The organism is Pseudomonas sp. B20(2017), from assembly GCF_002113125.1.
Classification (GTDB): domain Bacteria; phylum Pseudomonadota; class Gammaproteobacteria; order Pseudomonadales; family Pseudomonadaceae; genus Aquipseudomonas.
Map to the genome: position 1 here is coordinate 279948 of NZ_NEJP01000003.1, position 13840 is coordinate 293787.

Below are 13840 nucleotides of genomic sequence, written 5' to 3' on the forward strand. Positions count from 1 at the left end.
GGTCATGTGAACAACAAAAACAAGAGGCAAACCATGTCCGACATTCTCTGGCAGCCCGATGCCAAACGCATTGCCCGGTCCCGCATGGACGGCTTTCGGCGCTTCATCAATCAGCGCCACCACCTGAAGCTCGACGACTACCCGGCCCTGCATCAATGGTCCATCGACCAGCGCGAAGCATTCTGGCAAGCGATCGTTGATTTCTTCGGCATCAGTTTTCACACCCAGCCGGACGCCGTTCTGCGTGGTGGCCTGAAAATGCCGGGTGCCGAATGGTTTCCCGGCGCCACCCTGAACTTCGCCGAACACCTGCTGAGTCGCCGCGACGATGCCATCGCCGTGATCGCTATCGGCGAAAACGGCCAGCGAGAATTGCTGACCTGGGCCGAACTGGCCCAGCAAGTCGCCGGGTTCCAGGCCAGCCTGCAAGCGGCCGGCGTCGTGCTCGGCGACCGGGTTGCCGCGTGCATGCCCAACACCTGGCAAACCCTGGTAGCGATGCTGGCGACCACCAGCCTCGGGGCGATCTGGTCGTGCTCATCGCCGGACTTCGGCACCCACGGCGTGATCGACCGCTTCGGCCAGATCGAACCAAAAGTACTCATCACCTGCGCCGGTTACCGTTACGCCGGCAAAGAGATCGACCAGACCGTCAAGATCAACGAAATACTCGAACAGCTGCCTTCACTGCAACAGCTGATCATCGTGCCCTACGCACGACCTCACGCCCATGCCACGGATTACCGGACATCCGCCAACGTCACGCTGTGGGACGACTTCTATGAACCGGGCGATGAGCCGCAGTTCGTCCCGGTGCCGTTCGATCATCCGCTGTACGTGCTGTATTCCAGCGGCACCACCGGCGTGCCGAAGTGCATCGTTCACAGCACCGGCGGCGTGTTGCTGCAACACGCCAAGGAACACGGGCTGCATGTCGATCTGGGCCCCGGCGACCGTTTGTTCTACTACACCACCTGCGGCTGGATGATGTGGAACTGGCTGGTCTCGGCACTCACAGTCGGCAGTACGGTGGTGCTGTATGACGGCTCACCGTTTTATCCGGACAACGAGCGGTTGCTGGAGCTGCTGGATGACGAGCAGGTCAGCGTGTTCGGCACCAGTCCGAAATTCCTTGCGACCCTCGAAAGCAGCGGCATCAAACCGCGCGAAAGCTACGACTTGAGCCACCTGAAAACCTTGCTCTGCACCGGTTCGGCGCTGTCGCCTCAGGGTTACGACTTCGTTTATCGCGACTTCAAACCGGACGTGTGCCTGTCCTCGATGTCCGGTGGCACGGACATCGTGTCCTGCTTCGTCAACGGCAACCCGATATCGGCGGTACGCCGGGGCGAGATCATGGGCAAGAGCCTGGCCATGGCAGTGGAGGTGTGGAACGACGCCGGGCAACCGGTGACCGGCGAAAAAGGTGAGTTGGTGTGTACTCGGCCATTCCCGGCGATGCCCATCGGACTCTGGAACGATCCCGACGGCGAGAAACTGCGCAAATCCTATTTCAGCCAGTTCCCCGGCGTCTGGGCCCAGGGTGACTATGCCGAACAACTGCCCCACGGCGGGATGCTGATTCACGGCCGCTCCGACGCCGTGCTCAACCCCGGCGGCGTGCGCATCGGTACGGCGGAAATCTATCGGCAGGTGGAGAAAGTCCCGCAAGTGCTGGAAAGCGTCGCCATCGGCCAGCAATGGAAAGGTGACGTACGGGTGGTGCTGTTCGTACGTCTCAAGGAGGGAGCGTTGCTCGATGAAGCACTGCAACAGCAGATCCGACAGGTGATCCGCGCCAATACAACACCTCGTCATGTACCGGCGAAAATCGTCGAAGTCACCGACATACCGCACACCATCAGCGGCAAAGTGGTTGAACTGGCGGTGCGCAATGTAGTGCATGGCGAAGCCGTGAAAAACACGGACGCCCTGGCCAATCCCGAAGCACTGGAGCAGTTTCGGGATCGACCGGAGCTGGACGACTGACCCGCCCTGACCGATTGAGGGCCGGACCGGGCAGGTCATCGAACGTCTTTCCTAGCGATCGAACTCCAGCAGGACGTCACCGGTAACCGGCCCGCCGTTGCTGGCGGTCACAGCTTCCTGCATGGCTTGCACATTTCGGCGGAATCGCCAGTTGTATTCACCTGACGCCTGATCCAGGAGCAAGACCATTACGGCATAGGTATCGGCGTTTTCAACGGTCCGTTCCTTGTCGTAAAGGCCTGACCGGTCCTCGCTGGCCGTAGTCCGCAAGCCACTATCGCCTTGTAGCGCCGCCGGTTTGTCCTGGAGTTTCACATCTGGCGCGACAGGCACTTGGCCCAGCGCCAGACTCAACAGCGATGCTACGTTCAATTGATAGTGTCCGGAGACACGTGTCACGGGCCTGGAAGCCAGGGCCAGAACCCTGGTTTTCGGTTCGGCTTGAAACACCTGATGAACCAGGTCTGCAGCAATGACGCTGGAACTGGACTGTTCGTTATGAAAATGTTCCTGCAGGTTCTCCCCATACACTTTCAGAAACCGATGAGTAGCGGACTGCTGCGGGTTCATTTGCTTCCATGCCATATAGGCCGCGGAGTCGATAACTATCGTATGTCGATCCTCTTGTACCGCCTCCAGCAGACAATTGCCGAACGAGAAGCCATTGAAATCCGTTTTGATCAATTTGAGGAACGTCAGCATGTTGTCTCGCCCCTTGGCGGTACTGCCAAACAACAGACCGATGGCAAGGTCGGTCTGAAGCTTCTCGGCCGACTTGATCAAGGTCGCCAAGGCGCTCTCAATCTTTACACCGGCCTGAGGCAGGGCCTGCCGGAGGATATGGCCGGTGTAGACATCTGGCAGCGCTTGGCGGGTTCTGAATGGCCGCAACGCGTGACTGAACACGAAGTTGTCCAGTTTCGGACCCCAGGCTCGACCGAAACGGTCAGTCGCGTACCACTCGCTTCCTTTGCGGGCTACGCAGACATTCAGCCGTTGGGTGGGCGTCCCCGAAGGCCGCCACGTTCCTTGGCAAAGTTGTGCGTAATCATTGGGGTTAAGCAGATCGGCAGACCCGGCGCGCCCTACCATTCGACGCAACTGGAACCTTGCCGACGTCAACGTCCGCAGGCCACTGCGGCCAAGCTGGGCACCGCCGCGAGCGAGCAATTTTCCACCGGTTTTGGCCATCGCGCCGAAGCCATCCAGAGGATTGAAGACGGAGACAGTGGTGATCAGGGCAAATCTGGCCAGCGTCGCAACCTTGGCAGTAGTCGATACCGAGCGGCTAACCACATGCACGACTTTGCTGGCGACCCCCACAGCGGTACCGATCAATCCGATGGCGTCCATGACACAACCGAACACGCCGCTACTGATACGTGCCTTTTCGCCGGAAGTCAGATCGGCAATACAGCTTCTGAAGGGCACCACCAGATTGAGCACGTACTCGTTGAGGCTCTCCAGTGTTTGCCGTTCTTCCTCCAGAGGCGTTGGCTTCAATGCTACGGCTTCGACTTCCTCAAGTGTTGCCGGCGGATGTTTTTCGACAATGAATGTAGCCAGAGCGATCGCCTGAACATCCTCGAAACATTCATAGGCATTATCTGCATACTCGGCGGCTCGGGCAGACTTGCGCACAACGCCCAGTTTTTCGATAACGCCGCGACTGGTGACAGCACTGGATTGCTTGCGCCCCTCTGTGTAACTGAGCAGATCGGTCGGCAGATTGAGAACAGGCAACGCCGGCACGAACGCGTTCAGGTCACCACGAAAGTCGAGCCGTGCAGCATGGTTCATTACACCTGAGGCCTCGACTATCTGCGCAAGACGCTCATTCTTGCGGCACTCCCCCCTCAAAGTCAGCATTTCATAGCAAAGCAGCTTATTGCTGGCATCCACCGTACACATGATCACCCCGTAGCGGCCGGTCACCTCATCCTTGGCTTTTTGAGTCTCGGCCAGAAATGTTTTCAAGGGTGATGCAGCTCCAGTCAGGCTGCTCTGAGTGGAAACAGTGGGAGTGTGATAGACGCCTACCGAAGGACGCAGGGTAAAAAAGCTCACGTCACCTTTCAAAAACGCTCGACGATCATCAGAAGGCATGGTCGAAAGGGATAGTTTGTGTGTCGTCACCATCGCTTTTTTCAGATTGTCGTACCACTTGGCAACTTCGGCGACAACCAACGGTTTGATCGGTGGCAATGTATAAAGGTAGCTGCCAAATTGTCTGAAAATTCCGGGCTGGTCCTTCAAATCCCAACGACCGCTCTTCAACTCATCGCAGGCATACAGTTCCGCCATTGACCTGGGGTTCGGACTGATCGCATCAAACAGAGTTTCCAATAGACGCTGACCCGGCAGACTACCGGGAGCCGGGGTTTTTCGTTCGAAAAGCACGTTTCTTTCCAAAAAGTCGCATGTGGGCAGCGCTCTTTTCAGATGCGTCAACGCCAACTCCTGTTTATCGGGTAGCGGCTTGGCGAGAGCGCTGGCAGCCTTCGACAACAGGTCCAGGCGAGCCTCATAACGGTTGAGTACCAGGCTCGAGGCCTGTCTCGAGTCTGTCGCCAACGCGTCATGGTTGATGAGGCCATTGACGAGTCCCCAATCCAGTACCGGATCGATGAACGCAACTGCCTGCAAATCACGCATGACCTGGCTGCAAGGCTCCATGTTTGCCAAAGCCAAGACGGTGGGCGCATCCATCGAACGCGCAGTTCCCCTGGATTTCAACTCCAGAGTTGCCACCGTTGCGCAGAAGTTTATCCAGGCGATCGAGCCGATCGACATTCCTTCATCGATCCCCCGCACGAGAAACTCCGGGGCGAGATCGGACAGCATGATATGGGCCGCCATGCCAGCAACTTGCCGAGAGACCCGGCGGGAAGTCATCAGATGGTTTTCGAATTTTGTCAGAACGACGTCCGGGTGAAGATCGGCATTCGCAATCTGATAAAGATCATACCCACAGATGACATTACGCCGCTGCTCGGCATCAGGAACATTCAGATCGAGAATAACGGCCGTAACCATCAGCTGACTCAAGTCCTGAGAAGTAATGGATTGGTTCTCTTGCGTACCGTACCAGCCCAGCGATTGATTGAGACTGGATGCCAGGCTCTGAACTTTTTCATGAGCCAGTATTGACCTGATGGTTCGTGCAATTTTTCCCTTGTCATTTATCAAGGGTTTTCCCGCTTCCTCGTAGATTCTATCTAATAGTCGCGCACCACCCGATGTCATACCCGCTACCACTGTTTTGATCCGGTCCTGCTCTTCGGTGGTGAGTACAACAGACAACTCGTCGACGCCGCTTATTTGCCCCCAATAATGTCCAAGAGCACCAGGCGCGGGAATCACGAAGTTCAAATGCTCAACAAGCTTTTTGCACCCGCCGACGGTGGCGGGCACATCGAACTCATAAAATTTCAGCCACTGAGCCAGACAACCCTCATTACTGTCCCAGACAAATCCCCCGGTCTGACTTGCGCACCGAGCCAAAAAGTCCACCTGTTCCCGTTCTTCCGGTTGTACGCTGTCGAGATGCAATGCAGGCAGCAGCTCCCCGTCAGTGAAGACCAGCAGCTTTGCGTCTGCCGTCACTGCACAGCTTTCATATGCCCCGATACCAAACGAGCCGATTTTGGCCTGCACAAAGGGTTGTTCCTGGAAAGCCTCGACCAGTTTCACCAGCGGATTATGCAGACTGTAAAGCGACGAGCCCTCGACCATTTCGAAGTACTCATTGCTCAGATCCACCCGCACCGAATCAACATTCCCGTATTTCTCGGCAACTCGTGTCAAACACCATTCGACGCTGCTCTTTTCTATTTCATCAGCGACGCGCTGTTTCAGATCGGCCTCGGCTGTTCCAACAGACAACTTGTCAAGTTCACTTCTCATATCAAACGACTCAAAAAAATAACTGATAACGTGGATAAACACCAAACACAGACTCAACCAAATAGTGCTTAATATCCATCGCTGCGATGTCAGCTAATTTTTCCGATTCATTCCAAAGTATACAAAAACGCCAATAAACACCGTTTAGATATATAAACCCAATAAACCAACAATAAAACACATTAAATATTCAAGCCCCTCCTTACATTTGCAGAGCTTTATTCCATCAACCCCCAGGCCCCTGGTACATCTTTATCTCCACCTGCCCCTCCCAACTTCAAAGCCAGACGCAGATTATTGACAGAGTCGGCGTTTTTCAGAGCTTCCTCTTCAGCGATAGCGCCTTCTTTCACCAGTTGATACAACGCCCTGTCAAAGGTGAGCATTCCCTGTTCTTCGGACTTTTCCATAATGCCTTTCAATTCTCCAAGCTCATTGCGCCTGATCAGGTCGGCGACGGTCGGAGTTCCCAGCATGACTTCCACCGCTGCCCGGCGTTGACCATCGACCGTTCGAACCAGGCGCTGCGATACGAACGCCTTGAGGTTGTTGCCCAGCGAATGCAGCAATTGCGGGCGGCGTTCCTCGGGGAAAAAATTGACGATCCGGTCCAGTGCCTGATTGGCGTTGGTGGCGTGCAAGGTCGATAGCACCAGATGGCCGGTATCAGCAAACCCCAGGGCGTGCTCCATGGTTTCCTGATCACGAATTTCGCCGATCAGCACCACATCCGGGGCCTGGCGCAGTGTGTTCTTCAAGGCTGCATCGAAACTGCGGGTGTCGACGCCGACCTCCCGCTGGTTGATGATCGATTTCTTGTGACGATGGATATACTCGACCGGGTCTTCAATGGTGATGATGTGCCCGCTGCTGTGACGATTGCGATGATCGATCAGCGCCGCCAGCGAAGTCGATTTTCCAGAGCCGGTCGCACCCACGAACAGAATCAGCCCGTGCTTGAGCATCACCGTCTTGAGCAGGACTGGCGGAAGCTTGAGGTCTTCGAATCGCGGAATGTCAAGTTTGACGTTACGGATCACGATCGACACGTCGTTGCGCTGTTTGAAGATGTTGACCCGGAAGCGACCGATGCCCGTGCGGGAAATCGCCAGGTTCATTTCCAGATCCCGGTCGAACTCCCGGCGCTGCTCGGCGTCCATCAGGGAGGCGGCGACAGTCGCCACTTCGCCGGGTTTGAACGGCTGATCGCTCAGCGGCGTCAGCACCCCGTCGAACCGCGCACTGGGCGGCGCGCCCGTGGACAGGAACAGATCCGAACCGTGGCGGCTCGCCAGTTGTTTGAGCAATGCATCGATTTCCATGGCCAAAAGCACCTGCGAAGCTTTCAATGAACTTAAGACCGTGCGTCGTGACGCGACGGGCCTTACAGCGTCTACCGCATTAGGATAGTAGACGCCGCCTCACCGACCGACGCCCAGGATTGATGTGATGAACGCTGTACCGAACACCAACGACGCCCAGGCACTGATTGCCCGAACCGACTGGAGCCGCAGCCCGCTGGGCGCCGCTGGCACCTGGCCGCAAAGCCTGCGCACCGCGGTGGACATCGTGATTCACTCGCCGATGCCGATGCTGCTGTTGTGGGGTCCACAACTCACCCAGATCTATAACAACGGCTTTGCGCTGCTGGCCGGCAGCAAGCATCCGCACGCTTTCGGACAGCCGGCGCACCAGATATGGCCGGAACTTCGAGACTTTACCGACCCGATTTACAGCGCCGTCCTACAAGGCCAGGTGCGGACCTACAGTGAACGACGCTTCACCCTGCAACGGGACGGCCAGGATTCCGACTTCTGGCTTGACCTGACCTACAGCCCGATCCGCGACGAAAGCGCCCAGGTCGCCGGAATCCTCGTCACCGCCATCGAAACCAACGAACGCCGGCGCATCGCCCTGGAATTGCAGCAACGCTCGGAAGACAGCCTCAAGGCCCAACGCGAAAGCGAAGAACGTCTGCAACTGGCGCTGGCAGCCACCGATGCGGTTGGCACCTGGGATTGGGACATCGGCGAAGACCGCTTCATCGCCGACGCGCATTTCGCCCAGTTGCACGGTGTCGACCCGGCGCTGGCCGGTCAGTTGCCGATCAGCGAATACCTGCACGGCGTGCACCCCGAAGACCGCGCGCTGATTGCCCGCAGCATCAAGCATTGCATTACCCATGGCACTGAATACGCCGAGGAGTACCGCCTGCTGCAGGCCAATGGCGAGCTGCGCTGGGTGTTCGCGCGCGGGCGCTGTTACAAGGATCATCACGGACGGCCGATGCGCTTCCTCGGCGCCGCGCTGGATCTGACCGAGCGCAAGCACACCGAGCAGGCATTACGGCAAAGCCAGACCGAGCTGCAACTGATCATTAACGCCATGCCAATCCTGATCAGCTATGTCGACCACGAAGAACGCTTTCGCCTGAACAATGCCGCGTACCTCGACTGGTACGGACTCACGCCTCAAGAGCTGTACGGTCGCACGATCCGCGAAGTGATCGGCGAAGAGGCCTATTTCCTGCGTGCACCGTACATCGCCGAAGCCCTGGCCGGCCGCCCCTGCTCGTTCAGCCTGTACACGCCGCACCGTGACGGCAGCCAGCGTCATGCCCTGATGAATTACCTGCCGCGTCACGGCGCGGACGGTGCGGTGAACGGCTTCTACATCTTCGTGATCGACGAGACCGAACGCAAAAAGACCGAAGAAGACCTGCGCAACCTCAATGAAACCCTTGAGGAGCGCGTGAGTGCGCGCACCGAACAACTGGCCCAGGCCAACCAGCGTTTGCAGAACGAGATGTTCGAGCGCGAACGCGCCGAAGATGCTTTGCGCCACGCGCAGAAAATGGAAGCGGTCGGCCAGCTCACCGGCGGCATCGCCCACGACTTCAACAACATGCTGACCGGCATCATCGGCAGCCTCGACCTGATGCAGCGCTACATCGCCAATGGCCGCGCCGATGAGATCGGCCGTTTCACCGACGCGGCAGTGTCCTCGGCCAACCGCGCGGCGGCGTTGACCCACCGTCTGCTGGCGTTCTCCCGGCGCCAGTCGCTGGATCGCAAGACCATCGACGTCAACGAGTTGATCCACTCGCTGGAAGACCTGATCCGCCGTACCAAGGGTGATCCGATCGAGCTCACATTACGCCTGGCCGACAACGTATGGTCGGTCAGCACCGATGTCAGTCAACTGGAAAACGCCCTGCTCAACCTGGTGATCAACGCTCGCGATGCCATGCCGGACGGCGGTGAGTTGCTGATCGAAACCGCCAATGTCTACCTGGACGGCAACGACATCACCACTCTGGAACCGGTCAAGGCCGGTGATTACCTGATGCTCGCGGTGAGCGACAACGGCACCGGCATGACGCCTTCGGTACGTTCGAAGGCGTTCGATCCGTTCTTCACCACCAAACCGATCGGCCAGGGCACCGGGCTCGGGTTGTCGATGATTTATGGCTTTGCCCAGCAATCCGGCGGGCACGTCAGCCTGGACAGCCTGCCGGGCCAGGGCACCTGCGTGCGCCTGTACCTGCCTCGTTTGCATGCACTGGAACCGGAGTGGCCGGTGATCGAAACGGTTACCGAGGCTCCCGCCGTCGCCACCGGCGAAACCGTGGTGGTGGTCGAGGACGATCCGGCGGTGCGCATGCTGGTCATGGACCTGCTCAAGGAGCTGGGTTATCGCGCCCATGAGGCCGAAGACGCCAAGGGTGCCCTGCCATTGCTCGAATCCGATTTGCGGGTGGACCTGCTGGTGACCGACGTCGGCCTGCCGGGCATGAACGGCCGGCAAATGGCGGAGATCGCCCGCCAGCATCGTCCGGGGCTCAAGGTGTTGTTCATGACCGGTTACGCGCAGAAAGCCGCCGAGCGTCAGGGCTTCCTCGAGGATGGCATGGACATGGTCGCCAAGCCGTTCTCCATCGAACAGCTGGCCGGCAAGATCCGCACGATGATCAGCCAAAACCCGTGACTTGAGGCATAATCCGCGCCCCGCCGTCACCCCGCTACAGGTATTGCACAATGAAAGCCCAAGCCCGCCACATTCTGGTGAAAACCGCCGAAGAGGCTGAAAAACTCAAACAACGCATCGCCAACGGTGAAGCGTTCGATGTGCTGGCGAAGAAGTTTTCGACCTGCCCGTCCGGCAAGCGCGGCGGCGATCTGGGTGAAGTGCGGCCGGGGCAGATGGTCGGTGCGATCGATGCGGTGATCTTCAAGAAGCCGCTGCGCACGGTGCACGGGCCCATCAAGAGCAAGTTCGGGTATCACCTGGTGCAGGTGTTTTACCGCGACTGAGTGATTGGCTTCAGGGCCTCTTCGCGGGCAAGCCCGCTCCCACAAAAGAACTGTGAACGACACACAATCATTGTGGGAGCGAGCCTGCTCGCGCTTCGATTGCACAGCAATCGGCCATCACCGCTTACTTCGGAATCAATGCGCCAGGCACTTGAATGACCTTGCTCGCTAACAGATGCCCGGCCTGCGCCGCTTCCGCCGGACTTGCGCCGGACAAACGACTCGCCAGATACGCCGCACTGAACGAATCCCCCGCCGCCGTGGTGTCCACCACTTTCTCGACCTTCTGCGCCGGGACTTCAAACGCTTCCCCGGCGCAACGGATCAGACAGGCTTCGGCCCCACGCTTGAGCACCACTTCCAGCGTGCCGATCTGCGCGTACGCTTCAAACACTGCCTCACAGTCCTTGAATTGGAACAGCGCCTGCTCGTCGTCCACCGTCAGCAACGCCAGATCGACATGGGGCAACACGTTGCGATAGGCCGCCCGCGCATCCTCCACTGAAGCCCACAGGCGTGGGCGGTAGTTATTGTCGAAGACGATTCGCGCATCACGCTGACGGGCTTCGATCAAGGTCTCGATCAGTTTTTCCCGACCCTGTGCCCCAAGCACCGCCAGCGTGATACCGCTGAAATACAGCACGTCGTAATCCGGCAGCGCCGCCAGAATCGGTGCGGCCGCTGGCGTGGTGAAGCAGTCGCGAACGGCGGCTTCGTTACGCCAGTAGAGGAAGCGGCGCTCCCCGGCAGCGTCGGTCTGGATGCAATACAGCCCCGGCAACCGACCGGGCAAACGCTGAACCAGATCCAGGCCAATGTTTTCATCGGCCCAGCTGCGGCACATCGCGTCACTGAAGCTGTCATCCCCCAGCGCGGTGACGTAATCGACCTGCGCCTTGTCGCCCATGGCGCGGGACAGATAGACCGCCGTATTCAGCGTGTCACCGCCAAAGCTCTGTTGCAGGCTGCCATCGGCACGTTGCTGGAGTTCGATCATGCATTCGCCGATCAGAGCGATGCGCGGGGTGTTCGGACCCAATGGACTGAGCGTGTTCATCAGAAGCAGGTTTCCATGGTTTCGATCACCGACAGCTGCTCGTCCACCAGCAGCCCTACGCGCCACTTGTCGAAGGTCAGGCACGGGTGCGAGGTGCCAAAGGAAATGATGTCACCCACACGCAATTGCACACCCGGTGCCACGGTCATGAACGCGTGCTGGTCCATCACCGCCGTCACTTTACAGGCGCCGACATCGTCGCCCACCGCCGGCAGCACACCGGCCTTGTAACGCAGCAGCGGCACCGGCATGCCGGCATCGAACGCCACGTCACGCTTGCCCAGGGCAATCACGGCAAAGCCCGGCTCCGGCATCGACTGCACGTGAGCCCAGACTTCCAGCGCCGGACGCAGGCCTTCATGCAGGTCGCTGCGACGGTCGAGCACGCAGCACTGCGCTTCTTTATAGATGCCATGGTCGTGCGCCACGTAACTGCCAGGACGCAGCACGCTGAGGAAACGCCCGCCAGCATTCTGCGCTTCGAACGATTCGGCGATCAGGTCGTACCACGCCGAACCCGACGCGGTGATGATCGGCTTGGCGATGGCGAACGCGCCGCTGTCCTGCAACTGCACCGCCAGTCGCACTAACGAGGCCGCGAATTCACGGATACCGCTGACCGCATGATCGCCGTGGATCACGCCTTCGTAACCTTCGATGCCAGTCAGGACCAGCGCAGGTTGCGCGCCAATGGCTTTGGCGAGTTCGATGACTTCCTGCTCGCTGCGGCAACCGCAACGGCCGCCGACCACGCCGTACTCGATCATCACGTTCAGCCGCACGCCACGGGACGCAAAGTAAGCGCCCAGATCGGCGACGTTGTCCGGGTGATCGACCATGCAATAGAAATCGAAGCCCGAATCGGCCGCCAACAGATCGGCGATCAGCGCCATGTTCGGCGTGCCGACCAGTTGGTTGGCCATCAACACCCGGCGCACGCCGTGGGCGTAAGCGGCGCGGGTCTGGGTGGCGCTGGCCAGGGTGATGCCCCACGCGCCGGCGTCGAGCTGACGACGAAACAACGCCGGGGTCATGCTGGTTTTGCCGTGGGGCGCGAGTTCGGCGCCGCTGTCGCTGACGAATTTCTGCATCCACCGAATGTTGTGCTCCAGCGCTTCGCGGTGCAGCACCAGCGCCGGCAGACTGATGTCACGCACCAGTTGCGCGCCGAGCGCGGCATCACCCTTTTCCACGGCAGCAATGTTGTTGGCAGTCGTCATGGTCGAACTCCTCACAGTCGCGCCCGCAGGCAGGCGCGGTTATTCGTTGATTCGCCGGGCGAGGCTGTTGGCGCTCTCGATCAAGACCCGGCGATAGTCGTTGTAATTGTTCTTGGCATCGGCGCGCGGGGCGACGATGCACAGGGTGCAGATGGCAACGCCTTGAGGGTCTTTGACCGGGGCGGCGAAGCAATGGGTAAAGGTGTCGGCGACACTGTCGAAGGAGAAGAAACCGTCGATGCCGGCCTGACGGATTTCCGCCAGAAACGTCTCCATCGGCAGACGTTCGCCACCCGGCAAAATGAAGTCGTCGGGGTCGATCAGGTCGCTGATCTGCTGGTCGCTCAAGTGCGCCAACAGCAAGCGTCCGGACGCCGTCCACGGGATCGGCGCGTTCTCGCCGATATCGGAAGAAATGCGGAAATGCCGCTCGCCCTCCTTCATCAGCGCCACCGTGTATTTGCGCCCGTTGAGCAGGCACATCTGCGCGGTTTCCCGGGTCTGGCTGACAATTTCCTGCAACGCGTGATCGGCCTCGCGACTGAGGTCGAAATGCCGCAGATGCGCCTGCCCGAGGAAGTACAGCTGACGACCGAGATAGACGTGACCATCCTTGCCCACCGGCTCCAGAATCCGCCGTTCGAGCAATGACGCCACCAGTTCGTAGACCGTGGACTTCGGGCTGCCGATGCCGTTGGCGATATCGTTCGGACGCAGTGGCTGGCCGATTTCCTTGAGGAAATCGAGGATGTCGAACGCCCGGTCCAGACCGCGTGCCCGGCGCTTGATGGTGTCTTCGGTCATTTCAGTGGTCCCCATTCAAAGTGCCGGGAGTTTACCGACAGTTTTGCGTCGACCGTTAGGCCGCCATCGCCAGCAGGCTGGCTCCCACATTTGGAACGCGCTCCCCTGTGGGAGCCAGCCTGCTGGCGATGAAGTCACCCCGGCTCAGGCCTTTTTCTTGTACGCAATGCAGTCGATCTCGACCTTGCAGTCGACCATCATGCTCGCCTGCACACAGGCCCGGGCCGGTGCGTGTTCGGGCTTGAAGTACTCGCCGAAGACCTTATTGAAACTGGTGAAATCCCGCGGATCGTCCAGCCATACGCCGGCCCGTACCACATCTTCCAAGCCATAACCGGCCTCTTCGAGGATCGCGATCAGGTTCTTCATGGTCTGGTGCGTCTGCTCGACGATGCCGCCCACAATGATCTCGCCATCCACCGCCGGCACCTGCCCGGAAACGTGCAGCCAGCCATCGGCTTCAACGGCGCGGGCGAATGGACGAGGCTGACCGCCAGCGGCGGTGCTGCCGGTGCCGTAACGAGTAATGCTCATGGATGTTTCTCCTGATT

General features: G+C 59.2%; 9 protein-coding genes. 3 read left to right on the top strand and 6 right to left on the bottom strand.

Going from position 1 to position 13840, the window contains the following annotated elements; genetic code table 11:
* Positions 1 to 33: 33 nt before the first annotated feature.
* A complete protein-coding gene (locus tag CAF63_RS06445; protein WP_085683863.1) occupies positions 34 to 1989 on the top strand; it encodes an acetoacetate--CoA ligase in 1956 nt (651 codons plus the stop codon).
* Positions 1990 to 2040: 51 nt separating this feature from the next.
* Here CAF63_RS06445 and CAF63_RS06450 read toward each other — a convergent pair whose 3' ends face one another.
* Together CAF63_RS06450 and CAF63_RS06455 are read right to left on the bottom strand one after the other, a co-directional pair.
* Complete coding sequence (locus CAF63_RS06450) at positions 2041 to 5940, bottom strand: hypothetical protein (protein ID WP_143492428.1); 3900 nt, start codon at positions 5938 to 5940, stop codon at positions 2041 to 2043.
* Between the two features lie 173 nt (positions 5941 to 6113).
* Entirely contained in the window at positions 6114 to 7217 is a 1104-nt protein-coding gene (locus CAF63_RS06455) for a PilT/PilU family type 4a pilus ATPase (protein ID WP_085683865.1), read from the bottom strand.
* Positions 7218 to 7344: 127 nt separating this feature from the next.
* Between CAF63_RS06455 and CAF63_RS06460 the strand changes: the two genes are divergently transcribed.
* Positions 7345 to 9882, top strand: a complete 2538-nt coding sequence (locus tag CAF63_RS06460) for a PAS domain-containing protein (RefSeq protein ID WP_085683866.1) — start codon at positions 7345 to 7347, stop codon at positions 9880 to 9882.
* Between the two features lie 50 nt (positions 9883 to 9932).
* Entirely contained in the window at positions 9933 to 10208 is a 276-nt protein-coding gene (locus CAF63_RS06465; protein WP_007952044.1) for a peptidylprolyl isomerase, read from the top strand.
* 124 nt (positions 10209 to 10332) lie between these two features.
* Here CAF63_RS06465 and CAF63_RS06470 read toward each other — a convergent pair whose 3' ends face one another.
* From CAF63_RS06470 to CAF63_RS06485, 4 genes are all read right to left on the bottom strand, one after another.
* Complete coding sequence (locus CAF63_RS06470) at positions 10333 to 11265, bottom strand: sugar kinase (protein WP_085683867.1); 933 nt, start codon at positions 11263 to 11265, stop codon at positions 10333 to 10335.
* Positions 11265 to 12485, bottom strand: coding sequence for an amino acid deaminase (locus tag CAF63_RS06475; RefSeq protein ID WP_085683868.1), 1221 nt, complete (start codon positions 12483 to 12485; stop codon positions 11265 to 11267). The genes CAF63_RS06470 and CAF63_RS06475 overlap by 1 nt, the downstream gene beginning before the upstream one ends.
* A gap of 39 nt (positions 12486 to 12524) precedes the next feature.
* Positions 12525 to 13289 carry an IclR family transcriptional regulator gene (locus tag CAF63_RS06480; RefSeq protein ID WP_085603279.1) on the bottom strand — a complete coding sequence of 255 codons (765 nt, stop codon included), beginning with the start codon at positions 13287 to 13289 and terminating at the stop codon, positions 12525 to 12527.
* Positions 13290 to 13433: 144 nt separating this feature from the next.
* Complete coding sequence (locus tag CAF63_RS06485) at positions 13434 to 13823, bottom strand: RidA family protein (protein WP_039768794.1); 390 nt, start codon at positions 13821 to 13823, stop codon at positions 13434 to 13436.
* Positions 13824 to 13840: the final 17 nt, after the last annotated feature.

Coding starts and splice junctions, on each gene's coding strand:
- CAF63_RS06445 (WP_085683863.1), top strand. CDS start 34: ATGTCCGACATTCTCTGGCAGCCCGATGCCAAACGCATTGCCCGGTCC.
- CAF63_RS06455 (WP_085683865.1), bottom strand. CDS start 7,217: ATGGAAATCGATGCATTGCTCAAACAACTGGCGAGCCGCCACGGTTCG.
- CAF63_RS06460 (WP_085683866.1), top strand. CDS start 7,345: ATGAACGCTGTACCGAACACCAACGACGCCCAGGCACTGATTGCCCGA.
- CAF63_RS06465 (WP_007952044.1), top strand. CDS start 9,933: ATGAAAGCCCAAGCCCGCCACATTCTGGTGAAAACCGCCGAAGAGGCT.
- CAF63_RS06470 (WP_085683867.1), bottom strand. CDS start 11,265: ATGAACACGCTCAGTCCATTGGGTCCGAACACCCCGCGCATCGCTCTG.
- CAF63_RS06475 (WP_085683868.1), bottom strand. CDS start 12,485: ATGACGACTGCCAACAACATTGCTGCCGTGGAAAAGGGTGATGCCGCG.
- CAF63_RS06480 (WP_085603279.1), bottom strand. CDS start 13,289: ATGACCGAAGACACCATCAAGCGCCGGGCACGCGGTCTGGACCGGGCG.
- CAF63_RS06485 (WP_039768794.1), bottom strand. CDS start 13,823: ATGAGCATTACTCGTTACGGCACCGGCAGCACCGCCGCTGGCGGTCAG.